The sequence below is a fragment of the Neotamlana laminarinivorans genome (assembly GCF_020523925.1).
Taxonomy (GTDB): Bacteria; Bacteroidota; Bacteroidia; order Flavobacteriales; family Flavobacteriaceae; genus Neotamlana; species Neotamlana laminarinivorans.
This window is the reverse complement of the sequence record NZ_JAJAPW010000004.1, coordinates 94,292-112,472: the sequence shown is the minus strand read 5'-3', so window position 1 is coordinate 112,472 and position 18,181 is coordinate 94,292. Positions and strand designations below refer to the sequence as shown.

The window sequence follows — 18,181 nt, the reverse complement described above, 5'->3', positions numbered from 1 at the left end:
CATTTATTTGTTTCTGCCTTTTTCGTCTGGATACAAACCTGGTAAATTATCGCTTTGCACAAAAGCTTTAGTTTCAATATTCATACCTGTTACTTTACCTTTAAACGCGGCACCAGTATCTATATTCCAAACGTTTGCGGCATTCATTGGTACATCAACATTAAAATTAGTTGTTGGAGTGTGCCCAATATATATTTCATTATAATGCCTTAAACGTTTTGGATATAACAAATTATTAGTTTCAATATTTTTATCTAAACTTAGTACCATTTCCCACAGGGTTCTGTCGTAATACAAAGTTTCCTTCACTGTTTCTTTTTCTACACCATGCATAGATGTAAAACCTGCATGCAGAAATAGCCTGTTTTGTTTATCTATGTAATACATACGCATGTTTTCAAAAAAATCTAAATGGCGCCTTTTTATTAAAGCTGAATAGCCCTCGTAACTGTCCATTGTTTCTTTACCTCCATGAATATACCATGTGGGATTTACCTCTTTACTTCTTAACCATTCTTCACACCAAACATCATGATTTCCCCTAATGAAAACACAATTTATATTTTGCGATAATTCCATTAATAAATCTATAACCTGAGCCGATTCACTCCAGCCATCAACATAATCGCCCATAAAAATAATTGTATCATCATCTTTTACTTCTAATTTGTTTAAAACTTGAGTTAAGGCTTTAAGACCGCCATGAATATCTCCAATAGCAAATGTTCGCATATTTATTAGGTTTTATTTGATACAAAATTAAAGGTTTACAAATCAATATTTTTTTTTTGCGTATTAAATTAAGTTTAAAAAACATCCGAAGAAAAACCAAAAAGCACTTCTAATCGTATTTAATAAAACCTATTACGTTATTTTAAAAAATAACAAACATTAAACCCCCTCATATTCTGAAACATAGCGTTGGTCGAAATACATAAACATGATATTAAAAATTAATTACTTTTGTTATTAAGCCCCAAACAGATTTCTACTAAAACCTATGATAAAAATAATTTATAATTACTTATTTTTTTCAATACTTTTTTGCTCGCCTATAGCTTCAAGTCAAACAGACGTTAACCGGTCTAAATTCATACCCAATAAAAACGAATTAACTGAAGAAGAGAATAATTTAATAAATAATGCTCGAGATTTATTAAATAATAATGAAGTTGAAAAGTTCTACAAAACAGCTCATTACTTAAAAAAACATTTAGTAACAAAAAAAGCGCTTAGCAATGTAAACATTTTATTAGCATATTACTTTAAAAATCAAACTTTAATAGATTCTTCAAATTATTATGTACATGAAGCTTTTAAACATGTTGACAAAAAAAACGACTCTACTTTTTCAAAATTTAAAGCATTAACATACAATATTCTAGGTGTAAATTATAAAAATAAAGGTCTTTTTAATGAAAGTAAAAAATGGCATTTAAAAGCCATTGAAGAATCATTAAAATACAATGAAGTAGATTTTTATTACCAAAACACCCATGGTTTAGCTTTAACTTATAGCCAATTAGGCGAATACAAAAAGGCATTAAAACTATTTAAAGAATGCCTTAATTATCATGAAGATAAAGAAGTAATTTTTGGAAGCTATATAAATATTGGAATGATATATTCTGAAATTAAGAATTATAGTTTAGCCGAAGAATATTTTGCAAAAGGTAAAGAATTAAGCCAAAAAGAAAACAACCACCAAGCTATAGCTGTAATAGCCCTAAACCAAGGAGCTAATGCACAAAAGCTAAACCATTATAAAAAAGCTATAAACTTATATCAAGAAGCCTTAAAAATTAGTGAGGAACAAAATTTTAAAAACTTGCAATTAGTATGCAGACTAAACATAGGCAACGTATTTCTTCTTACAAAAAATTACAAAGAGTCTGAGTTAATATTCAGCTTAGCACTAAACGATGCTAAAGAGCTAGGTTTTTTTTCTCAACAGTTAGATATTTTAAAAAGTTTAAAGGATATAGCTTTAGAGCAAAATAACCATAAAAATGCATACATCCATTTAAACCATTATTTCAATATTAAAGACTCTATAGCCAAATTACAAAAAAATAAAGAACTAAATGAGTTAGAAGTTCGTTATGAAACTTTAAAAAAAGAAAAAGAAATTAAAATCTTAAAAATAGAGAATAGTAATAGAAAGCTAAAGTTAAAAAATCAAGAGGAAGCCATTAAAAACTTAAAGCTTCAACAAGAAATTAAACGTAAAGAAAATGAAAACAAAATACTTGCTTTTAAACATAATTCTATAAAAAAGGAACATGAAATTAATTTATTAAAAAGGAACCAAGAAATTAAAGATGCTGAGTTTTCTAGACAAAAAATTATTAAAAATGTAACACTAATTTCTTTTATCATTATCCTTATACCAATTATTGCGTTACTAATTATTTATTATCAAAAATTACAAACCCAAAGCGAACTTAACCAAAAGCAACAAGAAATAAACGAACAAAAAATTAGCTCGTTACTAAAAGATCAAGAACTTGCCGTAATTAAAGCATCAATACTAGGGCAAGACAAAGAAAGAAAAAGAATAGCCCAAGAGTTACATGATAGCATTGGAGGTAACCTTGCCGCAATAAAATTACAAATCACCAATACTAACAACACTTTCCTTAAAGCTATTAACAAACAACTAGACGACACATACCTACAGGTAAGAAGTTTATCTCATAATTTAATCCCTAAAAAATTTAAAAGAAATAATTTTGCTGATGTTCTTGAAGAATATTTAAACAACATTGGAAATGGCACTGGTTTAACTACTCATTTTCAAGCATACCCTAGAAATAAAATCAATACCATTAACCAAAACCTTCAAATTCAAATTTTTAAAATTATTCAAGAACTTATAACCAACACAATAAAACATGCCAAAGCAAATACAATTGATCTTCAAATAGGTTTATCAAATAACAATTTAAACATTTTATTTGAAGATAATGGTATTGGGTTTAATTCTAATATTGACGAAGGCATAGGTTTAAAAAACATTAAAAACAGATTATATGATATAAATGGAACATTAAATATAGACTCACGTAAAAACCGTGGTACTATTATAAATATAGAAATCAACAACATGCCCCCAACAACATCATGAAACATAACATAATTATTGTCGACGATCACAAAATGTTCTTAGACGGCCTACAAAGTATTTTAACTAGTGAAATAAATTATAATATAATTTACACTGCCAAAAATGGAGAACAAGTTGAAAAATACTTAAACATTAATAAAGAAGAAAAAATTGATTTAATAATTACAGATATATCCATGCCAAAAATGGATGGAATTGCACTTAATAAAACAATTAAAAAACAAAACAAAAACATAAAAACACTTGTTATAAGTATGCATAGCGATGGAGAACGTATTGAAACATTAATAGATAATAATGTAGATGGATATGTGCCTAAGTATGCAGAAAAACAAGAATTATTAAAAGCCATAAAAACAATATTAAATGGCGAAAAATATTTCTCAAAAGAAATTAAAGCAACCTATATAGAAAACAAACTGTCTCATAAAAAAAATGAAGAAATAAAATTAACAAAAAGAGAAATAGATGTTATTAAGTTAATTGCTCTAGAATTTACTACTCAAGAAATTGCAGACAAACTATTTTTAAGCAAACACACCGTTGAAAGTTACAGAAAAAATTTAATGACAAAGCTAGACGTTAGAAATATTGCTGGCTTAACAAAATACGCTCTTAAAATGAAGTATATAGATTGTTAAACAACCTGTAATCTATTAATTATCGACTTAAAACATCTGGAAAATTAAATTTATTCTAGACATTACTTGTTAATAATAATTTGATGAGAGCCGTTATACTAACATTATTTTTTAGTTTTAATTTTTCAAAGTTGTTCTAATATTAACCAATGTAAGCTCCTTTGTTTACTAGCTTTTTATTTTCCTTCGGAAAATCCACAAGCATAAACACACAGCTTTCCATATACATAAACAAGAGTATAATATCTTCACATTTTACAACACCAAAATTACATACCCCCTAAAAAAGGGGGATACAATTTCACTGAAAAAAGTGTTTTTCCTCCTCTTCTTACTCCCCACCTTTGCACTGTACTTTTAAAACACTTGAAAGTATATAAAAATCAAATTTCTAACCCATTAAAACAAAAACTATGACCTGGGGAATTACATTAATTTTATTAAGCATTATTGCTGTACCATCATTAATACTAGCAAAAAAACCAAATGCAAAAGAGCTTTTAGAAAAAATTGAACCTTACCAAGGATGGATTGGACTTATATTCTGCTTCTGGGGTATATGGGGCATTATATCTGCCGTATTAAATCTTGGCTGGTTAACAACATATCCTATCTGGTGGGTTACACTATTAGCAGGAAACATTATTGAAGCAGTATTGGGCTTTATGTTAGGTTTCGGATTAATAAACAAACTTTTCTTATCTAAAAACGAAGCTGCAAAAGAAAAAGCTAATCAACTTAGAGAAAAACTAGCTCCAAAACAAGGTAAACTTGGTGTTCTTGGTTTAATTGTTGGCGCGTGGATGATTGTTGCTTCATTCTTATTCTTTTAATCAAATTAACAAACAATAAATTATTTTAAATTAATTACATTCATTATGAAAACAAAATTTTTTGCCTTAAGTATAATCCTTTTAGGATCTATTTCAACTATTCAAGCTCAAAAATTAAAAAAGTTTGGTAGCTCAATAGAAAAGCAAGTTGGACCAAAAACTATAAAAGTTCCTTACACTGATGTTGTTTCTTATTTAGGCTATGCATCTCCAGGTAACGAAGATGAAGTTGTTGATGGAAAAAAATTCTATTACATCTATGTTTGGGTTCCTGCTGTTGCTCCAGAACTTGGGGTTAGAATGATGTCTCCTGTTGGAAAAACTAAAATTAAAGGTGCAACTTCTTCTAAAGCATATGAAGAAAACGCTAGCAGTTCAGACTTTTTTGATACTTATGTTACTTTAGAACGTTCTGATATTATTAGTAAAGATAACATTAGCGTTGATGCTGTTAAAAGTGCAAAATGGGTTACATTAGAAAGAAATGACGATAGTAGCGAAATGCCAAAACAACCTAGTGGAAATAGCTATAATTCTTTATTACGTTATAAAAGTGATACAGGAAACCCAACTAAAGCGTTAACTGTTGGTCTTTACAGAATTGGATTTACAACATACAAAACAGGAGAAGTTAAAGGTACTTTCCTTGCTGAGGTAGCTGCCCCTGTAAAATTACCAGGAGTTGTAATGGCTAAAACCATAGAAGATTTAAAGAAAGGACTTTAGTCTTAAATAATAACATTTAAAAAATAGTCTTAATACTTTAATTGGTATTGAGACTATTTTTTTTACCCTGTAAAAATTAAAAATATTGCCCGATACCAAAAACTAAGCCTTGTGTACCTCCTATAGTTAAACCAACGCCATAATCAATTCTAAAAATGGCATTAAATATTTTTTTATGAATAAAACGCAAGCCTAAACCAGGGTAAACGCGCAAATTTTCAGATTCTGTAAAATCTCCATAATCACCTCCTGGATTTCTCCACGTTCCAGCATCAATAAAAGCATTACTTTGCAAAGCAAACCAATCTTTTTCTATAAGTGTGTGACGATATTCTGTATTTAAAACTATGGCTGCTGTACCTCTATCAATTAAATTACCAACACCTCTTAAATTAATATTATTATCTACTGCAAATGGTGCAAAAGGTGTTTCGTTATTAGTTGATGTTCCTAAACGTAAGCGGTTAGCCCAATTACCTTTTTTACCTAAACGCTTGTAGTATAAAAAGTCGTTCCAACCTATTAAAAAATCGGGAAACTTTTTACGATCGCCTTCACGAGAATGCACATATTGAAAGTTTAAAATGCTTCTAAAACCTTCAACATATTGGTAATGGTAATTTAAGTTATTGTATTCGTAAATTAACTTGTATAGTATTTTTTTAACATCTAAAGTTGGTGGTACACCTTCACTTGTTGCTCCAGATATATACCTATAATCTTCTTTAAAAACATTTACACCCAATTCAACTCTATTTGTAAAATTTAATTGATACAAGCCTAAAACCTCAACAGATTCGTTATTATATCTATAATCTGCTGTTCCACTATTTAAAAAAACAGGTTCTAAAGTAGTTAAATTTTGATAATTTACGGCTAAACCTAATTGTCTTGAAAACAAATATGGCGCCCTAAAATTTATTGCATAAGAGTCGTAAATATCCTTTTGATAAAATCCACCAAAAGCAATATTTTGCCCAAGCAAATTAAACTCGTAAAGCCCTAAACGATATGCAAATTCGTCGTTATTTGTAGTATAAACATTTGCTGAAGGTATAATTGTAAAGTTCTCTTCAATGTTATAAAACACATTATACTCGTTTTCTTTTCCTGTTGGAAACACCTGATAATAAGCATGTGCGATAGACGGCAAGCGCTTCAACAATTTAATATCGCTTTCAATAACAGCAGAGTCTAAAGCCACACCAGGTTTTATATTCGATATTTTTTTAACAAAACCAGATTTTAATTTTTTATTGCCTTGCACTTTTAAATCGGCAACGGTGTTTTGCGAAAATGTAACGCAGGTAAAACTAAAAAAAAGAAAAAGTAATAGTTGCTTCATTGTACTATAAATTGATTGATGAAAAATTCGTTTATCCAGTTATCTTCACTCACATCCATAATGGTTATGTTGTAAGTTTCGCCCAATGTTAAATCCGGCGGAGTGCCGTTAGTAATATTTAAAACCACGTTGGATGTATTGTAATATTGAAACTGCGTTTCGAAAGTATAAGTACCAGAAATTAAATCGCTGTTGGTGTTTGAAACCACCTCGAAAAAAATAGCATTATCTGCCTCCGAATTCACTTCCCAAGTAAACAACGGCATCTGCGAAGTGTCTTGATTTATAGTAATGTCGCTAGAAAAAATAGTAGGTTGCGATTGGTTTTTTATAAGAATTGGATTTGAAAGTTTTATTTCGCCATCCATTTCAAAAGAAACAATAAACCAACGTTCTTCTGTGATGTTATTTTCAAACTTTCTTAAATAGCCATTAAAAACAGGAAAATCTTCAGCTTGTAAACGGGTATAATTTTCAAAATTATTAGGATCAACATTATTTGAAGCCGTTTCAAAAAGTATAAAATTTTCGGCATCGCCTTCAGGATAGAAATAAACAGCCGCCGCATTAGAGGTTTCACTTTCATTTCCAGCGCAGGCTATAACGGCTCCTGTTTCATAGATTTTACCTTCAATATAACTTGTTAAATCTGTAACATATTCTGAAGCTTCATCATCCGAAATGCAAGAATATGCCAGCAATACTAATAAACATAAAGTTTTTAATATTTTCATTTTATAGTGTTGTAATAATGTTTAATTACGGCTTCTGCCGGTTTATTTTGTGGTGTAAACTGGCTGTTATTTATACCACCAACTTCGTTGTGTTTATGAAACCACTTCCAAACAAATCCACCAGCAAACCAATTTTCTCTCCAAAACGTTTCAAAAAGTGCTTTTGTGGTGTTTACTTGTGCTTCTAAATTAACTTTCGTCATACTTCTGCTAAAAACCCAAGGTTTTTTACCTGAAAAATCTACACTTCTATAACCAAATTCGGTAAACAAAATTGGTTTATTGTGTTTTTCTGAAATCGATTTTATTGTTGACTTATGCGCTTTCCAACCTTGTATACAAGCCTCAACTGTTGGTGTTTGCATATCGCTAACTGGAAAATAGGCATCAATTCCAATAAAATCTAACTTATCCCAAAACGGAGTTGTTTTATACTCGTCCCAATTTGCAGCATAAGTTAGTTTACCACTGTAAACCTTTTTTATTTCATTTATTAATTGCACCCAATACTCAGGCCTATGTTCTATAAATTTTTGTAATTCGGTACCAATACACAGTATTTCCGCTTCAACTTCTTGTGCTAAAGCAGCATATTCTAAAATAAAATTAGAGTATGCTGCTTCTAGTTCTTTCCAAGATGCTTCTGAAGTCATTTTAATTTCTCCTGTAAATTCCCCTCGCCTAACCCATATTTGAGGTTTTACCATTATTTTAATTTTGGCTTTACGAAGTTGCTCAATATATTGTTTAGCCCCTGCGCGTTTTTCTCCAAACCATTGCCTTTCTGTGTTATGCTTTATACTTGGGTGCTCCAAATGCTCAACGAAACCAAAAGGCATTATAGCTGCATAGTTAGCATTAACATTTACAACAGGTTTAACATGGGTGGCATTAATATTATCTCGGGAAGCCACAAAACTTACACCGTTTATTTTTTCTACTTGACCATTACAAGCTGTTAGAATTAATAATATAACACCTAAGAATTTACATTTTAAATATTGCATTTACATTTTGTTTATGCACCAATTTAGCAATTATTAAAACAAAGCACGTAAACCTAAACTAAATGTTTGCCCTAAACCTTGAAAATTATATCCGGTTACAATTTTACCAAACGATGCCTCTAAATTTAAGGCTTGTGTTAATTGGTATTTTCCACCTAAACCTAATTGCGTGTAACGTTGTGAAAAGTTATTTCCTAAATCGATTAAAAACGCTTGTTGGGCATTTACAAATACTGTAGATTTTGCTGAAGGAAAATAACTTAAAAAAGCACTTACAGGTAAAAACATGCTATTATTTGCAAAACGCTCGCCTTGGTTTTCTGTTAAAACATCTGCTTCAGAAGATTTTTCACCAAAGTTAAACCCAAAATCTGCTTCTGTAAAAATTTGCCATTTGCCGCCACCAAATGTTTTATCGTAAAAGAACTTGGTTTCCCAAAACGTACTTCTTTTATCTAAGTAAACACCTGGTTCGTCTTCAAATACTGCAAAATATAGCGAACTTGTAAAAGAGAAGTTTGGCACACTTGCAATTGGTTGTACACGTATAGATGGCGCTATAGTTGTAACACCACTTCTGGCGTCTACACCATTATTTTCAAAATTAAACACACTAAATGCACCTTGACCATTATAAGTATTGGCACGTACTTGAAAAATAACACCAACGTTTATTCTTGAGTTATTACTAACACCGGTATAAATTTCGGTGGTATTTGTAAAAAAGTTTTGTCTTGCTATTTTACCAGAAGTACTCCCAGCATCGGTTTGCTCTGTTTGCGTGTACAAGCTGTTAAAAAACTTAATATCCCACTGTCCTTTATTTAATAATTTTGATGGTGTATATTCTTGAATTACACTTTTTGCAGATTCATTTTCCTCTTGAGAAAATCCTAAAAAGGAAATACTTAATGCTAATAATAAGGTTGATAGTTTTTTCATAATTTTTTATATGTTTTTCTTTTTCTTATTGCTTTTTTTATTGCTGATTTAATGTCCAGTTATAAGGGAAGTAACTGATTTTTGAGTTTGCTGGTACTGCCTCTGTTCTGTATTTGTTTATAAAGTCAATTTCGGTAGTGCCGTTCATGGTAAAATCTTCTTTATACCATTTCATTATTTCTGATGCTTGAATACGCTTCTTTTTTACATTTACCATTAAAAACGAACCGTTTATGGCTAATTTAGTTTGTGCTTCTAATTGCGCATTTAGCGTATTTGGTAAATAAGCCTTATTAATTAATGGCGGACAACCTACTGCACCACAAACTAATACAAAATGAAATCTAGGATCTTTAAACTTTGCTCGAAGTAACTTGTGTTCTATATCGTTTAAAGTGATACTTTTTCCTGCTAATTCGTGTGTTTTTTTATCGAAAAAACCATCATTATCTAATGGCGATTTTGTAGGGTAAACATCTATTATACCTTTAATAACCGATAAGTTATATGCGTTAATCCAAAAGGCTTGATAAGTATTAGCATCTTTTCCATCAATCGATGTGTTTTTAGCAAGTTCTAAAATGCTATTTAATTTAGAAGGATCGTTATTAATAGCTTTATAATTCACTTTACCATCCTTAACATAGGTTTGTAAAAAAGTATTCGTCTCTTTAAAAAAACTTTCAACATTTTGAGCATACACTGAAGATGTTATAACAAATACAATAATAAATTTTAAAATTCTCATAATTTCTAGTTTAATTCAGGCATTCTGTCGAAGCTAAAATTGTTGTCTTACAAAAATTTTAAAATAATTTTAAGAACTATAAAAGTATTAAACCTTACACTTGGCGCTTAATTTATAAGGTTTCTAAATTAATCTTACCTGTTAAGTTATTAACTTTAATAACGACCTAAAATTCATCAAAAACACAAAAATGGAACATATCGCAATTATTGGTAACGGCATTTCAGGCGTTACACTTGCCAGACATATTAGAAAACTATCCGATAAAAAAATCACGATTATTTCTGCAGAAACCGAATATTTTTTCTCACGTACCGCATTAATGTATGTGTATATGGGCCACATGAAGTTTGAACATACGCAACCTTACGAAAATTGGTTTTGGGATAAAAATAGAATCAACTTAAAAAAAGGCTATGTAAATGAAATAGACACCGATAACAAGACACTTCATTTTGCCGAAGGCGATTCGCTTACTTATGATAAATTAGTAATAGCAACTGGTAGTAAACCAAATAAGTTCGGTTGGCCAGGGCAAGACCTCAAAGGTGTTTTAGGCATGTACCACAAGCAAGATTTAGAAAACCTTGAAACATATGCACCAAATAACAAAGTTTGTAAACGCGCTGTAATTGTTGGCGGTGGTTTGATTGGTATTGAACTAGCAGAAATGCTAAATAGCCGAAGCATTCCCGTTACCTTTTTAGTTCGCGAAGATAGTTTCTGGAATGGTGTTTTGCCAAAAGGTGAAAGTGAAATGATTAATAGACACATAAAAAATCATCATATCGATTTACGCCTTTCTAGTAATTTAAGAGAAATTAAAGCCGATGAAAACGGACAAGTAAAATCGATAATTATTGATGAAACAGGTGAAGAAATTGAATGCAACGTGGTTGGACTAACAGCCGGAGTTACACCTAATATTTCATTTTTAAAAGATTCTAAAATTGAAGTAGGCCGCGGTGTTAAAGTAAACCGTTTTTTAGAAACCAATATAGAAGATGTTTACGCCATAGGCGATTGCGCCGAACAACATGAAGCAATTGGAAATCGCAGACCTATTGAAGCGGTTTGGTACACCGGCCGAATGATGGGAGAAACTCTAGCACAAACCATTTGCGGAAATAAACTAGAATACAAGCCAGGACATTGGTTTAACTCGGCAAAATTTATGGATATTGAATACCAAACCTATGGTTGGGTGTTTAGCGAGCGTAGTAAAAAAGACTTCGAAGCTCATTTCCACTGGAAACACGACGACGACACCAAATGCATTACCGTAGCATACAACAAAAACACAAACGAATTTTTAGGCATAAATACTTTTGGAATTAGAATGCGCCACGAAACTTTTGATAAATGGCTTACGGAAAAACGAGATATTGACTATGTAATGAACCATTTAGCTGAAGCTAATTTTGACCCAGAATTTTACAAACGATTCGAAAAAGACATTTTAAAAGCCTACAATAACCAATTAACAATAGCATAACCATGAGTAATAAATTAAATACAAGCATGTCGTTAGCAAAACCAGATGCATTAAACATAACTACTAAACAAAAAATAGCTTTAGGTTTAGGCTCTATTGGTCTCATTATTTTAGCACTAGCGCTTTTTAATACTAATTTTCCAAATAAAGGATTGTTTTTAACGCTAGCGTTAGGACTCATTTCTATAGGAACTATTTTTTATTCTCGTGAGGCCTATTTAACAAAATTAGAAGGCATTAAAAACGATGGTGTTTGGTTTAAATCAATTTCATCTCGTGGTATTGGTGGCTGGATTTTAGGTGTTTTTTTAACCTCATTTTATATTGTGCTTTACTTCTTTCCTAAATATTTAGGTTTAGGACAAAATGGTGAAGCAAACACTGGTTTAATTTCACTTTTCGATCCGTTAAGTAAATTATTAAGCGGTAGAGATGCAAGCCAATGGTTTGTTTACGGAACTTTGTATACCATTGCCATATTAGCATTTGGTTATAAGTTTATTTTAAAATACAGACATAATCGTTACGAACAATTACGAACCATTTCAGTTATGTTTTTTCAATTAGGTTTTGCTTTTTTAATACCAGAGTTCATGTATGTAATGAACAACGATTTACCGTATTACGACTTAAAAAGCATCTGGCCACTAAACTATTATATTTTCGATCAATGGTCTGTTAAAGGTTTTATTTCAAACGGCACAATTGGTTTAGCTTTATTATTATTTGGTATTATATCCATTTTTGTAATCACTCCATTTTTAACCTACAAATATGGAAAACGTTGGTATTGTTCATGGGTTTGTGGTTGTGGCGGATTAGCCGAAACTGCCGGTGATTCGTTTAGACAATTATCATCTAAAAAATTATATGCCTGGAAAATAGAGCGATGGTTAATTCATTTAGTGCTGGTATTTTCTGTAGTGATGACTACGGCAATGGTATATTCTTATTTGGGCACCGATAGCTCCAAATATTGGCTTACCAAAGGTGTTTTTATTAGCTTAGTTATTGCCTTTTTAACTCTAGTCTTTGCAGGCGTAATGTATTTTAAAGGTAAAGAATTAGCAAAAGATGCTAAGTATGGCGCCATTAGTTTATTTTCAGTTATTGCCCTATTACTTGTTATGCATTTTACTAGTACTACAGATCATTTGTTTTTTGTTAAAGGCAGTGCTTTAAGATCGGTATACGGTATTTACATTGGTTCTATATTCTCTGGAGTAATCGGTACAGGGTTTTATCCAATATTAGGTAATCGTTCTTGGTGTCGTTTTGGTTGCCCAATGGCTGCAATACTTGGTTTTCAACAACGCTTATTTTCAAAATTTAGAATTACAACTAATGGCGGACAATGTATTTCTTGCGGTAACTGCTCCAATAGTTGCGAAATGGGAATTGATGTTAGACATTATGCCCAAAAAGGCGAGAATATTGTGCGCTCAAGTTGTGTTGGTTGTGGTATTTGTAGCGCAGTTTGCCCAAGAGGTGTTTTAAAATTAGAAAACGATAGCATGAAAGGTCGTATTAATTCTAACGACATTTTATTAGGCAACGATGTCGATTTAATGAATTATGTTAATCAAAAGTAATGCGTTTTATAGTTTTTATTTGTCTTATTTGTAATATTGCACTCGCACAAAAACATTATCAAAGAAATTACTTTGATAATGGAAAATTAAAATCATGCGGATGGCTAGATAGTTCTAAAAACAAAATTGGATATTGGAAAACCTTCTACAGTAATGGAAAATTAAAAGAAGGTGGGCATTTTAAAAACAATATGCGTGCAAAGTTTTGGGTGTTTTACAATCAAGAAGGTAAAAAAACTAGCGAAGGACATTTTAAAAACAACCAAAAAATAGATTGGTGGGTGTTTTATGATGAAAACGGAAACATCAATCATAAATGCCAACTAAAAAACAACAAAAAAAATGGCTACTGCTTAATGTATAAAAATAAAAAACTAATATCTGCCGCTAAATATTCGCTTGGAAAAAAAATTAAGGAATGGACCGATTTTAAATCGTTCACTAAAGAGAATAGCCTAAGCGATCTAGAGTAATGACACCAATTATAAATGTAATTATCCCTGCTTTTAACGAAGCAGAATCTATAGCTCATGTAGTTAACGATATACCAAATATTGTTAGCGAAATTATTGTAGTAAGCAACAATTCTACCGATGCTACCGAAGAAAATGCACGAAAAGCTGGAGCAACTGTATTAACTGAAAATTTGAAAGGTTATGGCTACGCCTGCCTAAAAGGTTTAGATTATATCGCAAAAAAAACTAAAAAACCAGATATTATTGTATTTTTAGACGGTGATTATAGTGATTACCCCCAAGAATTGACTAAAATAGTAAAACCAATAACCAACCAAAATATAGACCTAGTAATAGGTGCCCGTGTTAAAAAACTTCGGGAACAAGGCGCTATGACTTTACCTCAAATTTTCGGCAACTGGCTAGCAACCAACCTTATGTCATTGTTTTTTAATGCAAAATACACAGATCTAGGTCCATTTAGAGCTATAAAGTATAATAAACTTATAGCTTTAAATATGCAAGACAAAACCTATGGTTGGACCATAGAAATGCAACTTAAAGCATTAAAGCAAAATTTGTCGTACACCGAAATTCCAGTAAATTATAGAAATAGAATAGGTGTCTCAAAAGTTTCAGGAACCATAAAAGGTGCTATATTTGCCGGTGTTAAAATACTCGGTTGGATTTTTAAATACAGTATTAAAAAATGATTCTAGAATCTGTTATTATTCTAATTTACTCTATCTCGTTATTGCTTATTTTCTTATATGCATTAGCACAGTTAAATTTATTATTTAATTATTTACGTGCTAAAAAAGCTAAAGATAATTGTGAAAAATTTAACTTTTCGAATCCTAACGAAATTCCACTGGTAACCATACAACTTCCCGTTTATAATGAAATGTATGTTATGGAACGCCTATTAGATAACATTGCTGAAATTGATTACCCTAAAGACAAACTAGAAATTCAAGTACTAGATGACTCTACAGACGAAACCATAGTTACAACAAAAGCTCATATAGAAAAATTACAAGCTTCTGGTTTAGATATAAAACACATTACCAGAACCGATAGAAAAGGTTTTAAAGCTGGTGCGCTTAAAGAAGGTTTAGAAATTGCAAAAGGCGAATTTATTGCTATTTTCGATTCCGATTTTTTACCAAATTCAGATTGGTTACTACGCACTGTTCCTTATTTTAAAAATCAAGAAATTGGTGTTGTGCAAACGCGTTGGGGCCATATAAATCGTAATTATTCTTTACTAACAAAAATACAAGCCTTTGCCCTAGATGCTCATTTTACTTTAGAGCAAGTAGGTCGTAACAGTAAAGGTCATTTTATAAACTTTAACGGTACTGCCGGAGTATGGCGTAAAACATGTATTATAGATGCTGGTAACTGGGAAGGCGACACACTAACCGAAGATTTAGATTTAAGCTACCGTGCACAACTTAAAAACTGGAAATTTAAATATTTAGAAGATGTAGAAACTCCAGCAGAATTACCTGTAGTAATAAGCGCAGCTCGATCACAACAATTCCGTTGGAATAAGGGTGGCGCCGAAAACTTCAGAAAAATGTTAGGCCGTGTTTTAACCTCTCAAAACATTTCACCTAAAACCAAAGTACACGGTTTACTACATTTATTAAACAGTACCATGTTTTTAAATGTATTAATAGTAGGTATATTAAGTATACCAATGCTTTACATAAAAAATGAATATGCACACTTAAAACCATACTTTTATGTAATGAGCTTTTTTGTGTTAAGTACCGTAATATTTTTTGTTTGCTATTGGCATATGTATAAAAACATTTATGGCGCTGGATTTAAAAATTTCTTTAAATACGTAGGCATGTTTTTCGTGTTTTTCTCAATAGCAATGGGCTTTTCTTTACATAACTCCATAGCTGTTCTAGAAGGGCATTTTGGTAAAAAAAGTGAATTTGTAAGAACACCAAAATTCAACATTACCAAATTTAAAGACAACTGGAAAAACAACAAATACATGAAAAAAAACCTATCCATTCATGTAGTTTTCGAAGGTTTACTTATGCTTTATTTTGGGTTTGGTATGTATAGCGCCTTTATAGTAGGCAACCAAGGTGGCGATTTTGGATTATTTCCATTCCACCTAATGCTATTTGTAGGTTTTGGCTATGTGTTTTTTAAATCGTTAGCCTCAAAAGTATAAATCTAGGTTTATACACTTTTTTGGGCGTTACCCTTAAGGGTCGCGCTTTACACTAATAGTTTTGGCTCGATGCACGCCTCGCCAAAAGCTAACCGTTGCAATCGCTAACGCAGCTAACAACAAAAATTAAAGTATGTTACTAAACAAAAACTTTATAACAACTTATAAAATTCCGTTATTGTTAGTACTTGCTTCCATGTTATTTTATTGGTCGTTTGCATACAATTTAGTCCGCACCGATTATATAAAACTAGTAACACTATACTCGGCATTATTTTACCTATTTTATAAAATAGTAAACATTTTTAAACACAACACCAAACCCTTAACCGTTTTCGCTTTTAGTTTTCGTGCGTTGTTTATACTCGCCATTCCAAACCTATCACAAGATTTTTACCGTTTTATTTGGGACGGTCGTATGCTTTTTCAAGGTTATAATCCTTACCTAAATACCGTAGAATATTTTATACAAAACAACCAATTTCCAGTAGCTCAAGCTCAAGAACTCCGTGAAGGCATGGGCGGCTTAAACGCTAGCCATTTTACAAACTACCCACCAATAAATCAATTATGCTTTGTAATTGCCGCATTTTTTGCTAATAAAAGCATTTTAGGCTCTGTTGTAGTTTTGCGTATTTTAATAATTATTGCAGATTTTGGCACCTTACATTTTGGCAAAAAACTATTAGCAAAACTAAATCTTCCAGAGTATAACATATTCTGGTTTATTTTAAATCCGTTTATAATAATAGAACTCACAGGAAACTTGCATTTTGAAGGTGTTATGATATGCTTCTTAGTTTGGAGTTTATACCTACTTTACTCAAAAAAATGGATTTTAGCAGCCATAATATTTGCATGCTCGATAGCAACCAAACTCATTCCTTTGTTGTTTTTACCCTTGTTTTTTCAGTGGTTTGTAAACAATAAATCATCTAATAAATTATTAATTTCAAAATTATTAAAATTAACCGCTTTTTACAGTATTGCATTAGCTACTACGGTTTTGCTTTTCGTTCCTTTTTATTCTTCAGAATTTATAAATAATTACAGTAAAACAGTAGCGCTATGGTTTAGTAATTTCGAGTTTAATGCCAGTTTGTATTACATAGCGCGAGAAATAGGTTATGCATTTCGAGGTTACAACGAAATTGCCATAATAGGAAAAGTAAGTTCGCTACTAGTAGTAATCTTTGTTTTAATCATTACTTTTTTCAGAAAAAATAAAACATTTTTACAACTAATTACCGCCATGTTAATAGCTTTATCTTTCTATTATTTTACAGCAACAACAGTGCATCCTTGGTATTTGGCTATGTTATTAATTTTATCGGTTTTTACTAAATACAAATTTCCGTTGGTTTGGAGTTTTGTTATTATTTTAAGCTACTTAGCTTATTTAAACTTAAACTCCATGGATAAATCTGAAAATTTATGGGTTATAGCTTTAGAATATATTATCGTTTTTAGCGTATTTTTATTCGAAATTTTTAAAAAGAAACCCATTGAGCATCAACTTCTATAAAATTTTCAGATTTTTAAAACGCTTCATTATAACCTTTGTAGTACTCTATGTAGCTTCTTTAATATTTCTATATTTTAAACAAGAACGCTTTTTCTTCAACCCTAAAGTTTTAGACAAAAATTATAAATATAGCTTTAAAGAACCCTTTGAAGAATTAAATATTCCGGTTGATGCTAATATAAATTTAAACGCCGTAAAATTTAAAGCCAATAACTCTAAAGGTATTATTTTATACTTTCACGGTAATGCTGGCGCCATACACGAATGGGGAACACGTGCACATTTGTATCTAGAAAACAATTACGATGTGCTTTTTGTTGATTACCGTGGTTACGGAAAAAGTGACGGCGCGTACACCAATAGCAACGAACTTTTAAGCGATGCACAACAGGTATACAATTTTGTAAAAAAAGACTATAAAGAATCTGAAATTATTGTTTTTGGTTTTTCGCTTGGTTCGGGTTTAGCAAGTTATGTTGCTTCTAAAAACAAACCTAAACAACTTATTTTAGGCGCTCCTTATTATTCTTGGCAGACTTTAATTGCAGACGAAATTGCACCACCTGTACCAAAATGGATTATGAAATACGATATTAAATCTTACGAATACCTTAAAACCGTGTCTTGCCCAATAACTATTTTTTGTGGTACACGCGATTTTTTGGTTAACCCCAAAACTAATGCCAAAAAATTACAAGCTATAAAACCAGAGCAAACCACTTTGTATTATATTACAGATGCTGGCCACAATGGTATACACATTACCAAACAGTATCACGACTTATTAAAAACCGTTTTATAAAAAAGCTGC

At 31.1% G+C, this 18,181-nt stretch carries 17 protein-coding genes; 11 read left to right on the top strand and 6 right to left on the bottom strand.

Features of this window, described 5'->3' with window-relative positions; translation table 11 throughout:
* Positions 1 to 3 precede the first annotated feature (3 nt).
* A complete protein-coding gene (locus LG649_RS09880; protein WP_226543668.1) occupies positions 4 to 732 on the bottom strand; it encodes a metallophosphoesterase family protein in 729 nt (242 codons plus the stop codon).
* Between the two features lie 268 nt (positions 733 to 1,000).
* On the opposite strand from LG649_RS09880, the gene LG649_RS09875 reads away from it, so the two are divergent.
* The 4 genes from LG649_RS09875 (at position 1,001) to LG649_RS09860 (ending at position 5,327) form a co-directional block, all read left to right on the top strand.
* Entirely contained in the window at positions 1,001 to 3,127 is a 2,127-nt protein-coding gene (locus LG649_RS09875) for a tetratricopeptide repeat-containing sensor histidine kinase (RefSeq protein ID WP_226543667.1), read from the top strand.
* Complete coding sequence (locus LG649_RS09870; RefSeq protein ID WP_226543666.1) at positions 3,124 to 3,768, top strand: response regulator; 645 nt, start codon at positions 3,124 to 3,126, stop codon at positions 3,766 to 3,768. The genes LG649_RS09875 and LG649_RS09870 overlap by 4 nt, the downstream gene beginning before the upstream one ends.
* A gap of 413 nt (positions 3,769 to 4,181) precedes the next feature.
* On the top strand, positions 4,182 to 4,601 hold the full coding sequence (locus LG649_RS09865; RefSeq protein ID WP_226543665.1) for a hypothetical protein: 420 nt from the start codon (positions 4,182 to 4,184) through the stop codon (positions 4,599 to 4,601).
* Positions 4,602 to 4,646: 45 nt separating this feature from the next.
* The gene (locus LG649_RS09860) at positions 4,647 to 5,327 is read left to right on the top strand and encodes a Lipl32 family lipoprotein (protein WP_226543664.1); all 681 of its coding nucleotides are present in this window, start codon (positions 4,647 to 4,649) and stop codon (positions 5,325 to 5,327) included.
* A gap of 76 nt (positions 5,328 to 5,403) precedes the next feature.
* On the opposite strand, the gene LG649_RS09855 is transcribed toward LG649_RS09860, so the two are convergent.
* Genes LG649_RS09855 through LG649_RS09835 form a run of 5 tightly spaced genes read right to left on the bottom strand, consistent with a single transcriptional unit; the run spans position 5,404 to position 10,103 of the window.
* On the bottom strand, positions 5,404 to 6,672 hold the full coding sequence (locus LG649_RS09855) for a POTRA domain-containing protein (protein WP_226543663.1): 1,269 nt from the start codon (positions 6,670 to 6,672) through the stop codon (positions 5,404 to 5,406).
* The gene (locus LG649_RS09850) at positions 6,669 to 7,406 is read right to left on the bottom strand and encodes a hypothetical protein (protein WP_226543662.1); all 738 of its coding nucleotides are present in this window, start codon (positions 7,404 to 7,406) and stop codon (positions 6,669 to 6,671) included. The genes LG649_RS09855 and LG649_RS09850 overlap by 4 nt, the downstream gene beginning before the upstream one ends.
* Positions 7,403 to 8,413, bottom strand: a complete 1,011-nt coding sequence (locus LG649_RS09845; protein ID WP_226543661.1) for a glycoside hydrolase family 113 — start codon at positions 8,411 to 8,413, stop codon at positions 7,403 to 7,405. Before LG649_RS09845 ends, LG649_RS09850 begins: the two co-directional genes overlap by 4 nt.
* Before the next feature lie 33 nt (positions 8,414 to 8,446).
* Complete coding sequence (locus LG649_RS09840; RefSeq protein ID WP_226543660.1) at positions 8,447 to 9,355, bottom strand: hypothetical protein; 909 nt, start codon at positions 9,353 to 9,355, stop codon at positions 8,447 to 8,449.
* A gap of 37 nt (positions 9,356 to 9,392) precedes the next feature.
* Positions 9,393 to 10,103: a DUF547 domain-containing protein gene (locus LG649_RS09835; RefSeq protein ID WP_226543659.1), complete on the bottom strand. Its 711-nt coding sequence runs from the start codon at positions 10,101 to 10,103 to the stop codon at positions 9,393 to 9,395.
* 190 nt (positions 10,104 to 10,293) lie between these two features.
* Here LG649_RS09835 and LG649_RS09830 point away from each other — a divergent pair, with 190 nt between their 5' ends.
* From LG649_RS09830 to LG649_RS09800, 7 genes are all read left to right on the top strand, one after another.
* Positions 10,294 to 11,598, top strand: a complete 1,305-nt coding sequence (locus tag LG649_RS09830) for an NAD(P)/FAD-dependent oxidoreductase (protein WP_226543658.1) — start codon at positions 10,294 to 10,296, stop codon at positions 11,596 to 11,598.
* 2 nt (positions 11,599 to 11,600) lie between these two features.
* Positions 11,601 to 13,190 carry a 4Fe-4S binding protein gene (locus LG649_RS09825; RefSeq protein WP_226543657.1) on the top strand — a complete coding sequence of 530 codons (1,590 nt, stop codon included), beginning with the start codon at positions 11,601 to 11,603 and terminating at the stop codon, positions 13,188 to 13,190.
* Positions 13,190 to 13,663, top strand: coding sequence for a toxin-antitoxin system YwqK family antitoxin (locus LG649_RS09820; RefSeq protein ID WP_226543656.1), 474 nt, complete (start codon positions 13,190 to 13,192; stop codon positions 13,661 to 13,663). Before LG649_RS09825 ends, LG649_RS09820 begins: the two co-directional genes overlap by 1 nt.
* Positions 13,663 to 14,358 carry a glycosyltransferase family 2 protein gene (locus LG649_RS09815; RefSeq protein WP_226543655.1) on the top strand — a complete coding sequence of 232 codons (696 nt, stop codon included), beginning with the start codon at positions 13,663 to 13,665 and terminating at the stop codon, positions 14,356 to 14,358. Before LG649_RS09820 ends, LG649_RS09815 begins: the two co-directional genes overlap by 1 nt.
* Complete coding sequence (locus LG649_RS09810; protein ID WP_226543654.1) at positions 14,355 to 15,845, top strand: cellulose synthase family protein; 1,491 nt, start codon at positions 14,355 to 14,357, stop codon at positions 15,843 to 15,845. The genes LG649_RS09815 and LG649_RS09810 overlap by 4 nt, the downstream gene beginning before the upstream one ends.
* Before the next feature lie 133 nt (positions 15,846 to 15,978).
* The gene (locus LG649_RS09805) at positions 15,979 to 17,370 is read left to right on the top strand and encodes a mannosyltransferase (protein ID WP_226543653.1); all 1,392 of its coding nucleotides are present in this window, start codon (positions 15,979 to 15,981) and stop codon (positions 17,368 to 17,370) included.
* Positions 17,351 to 18,172, top strand: a complete 822-nt coding sequence (locus tag LG649_RS09800; protein ID WP_226543652.1) for an alpha/beta hydrolase — start codon at positions 17,351 to 17,353, stop codon at positions 18,170 to 18,172. Before LG649_RS09805 ends, LG649_RS09800 begins: the two co-directional genes overlap by 20 nt.
* Positions 18,173 to 18,181 lie beyond the last annotated feature (9 nt).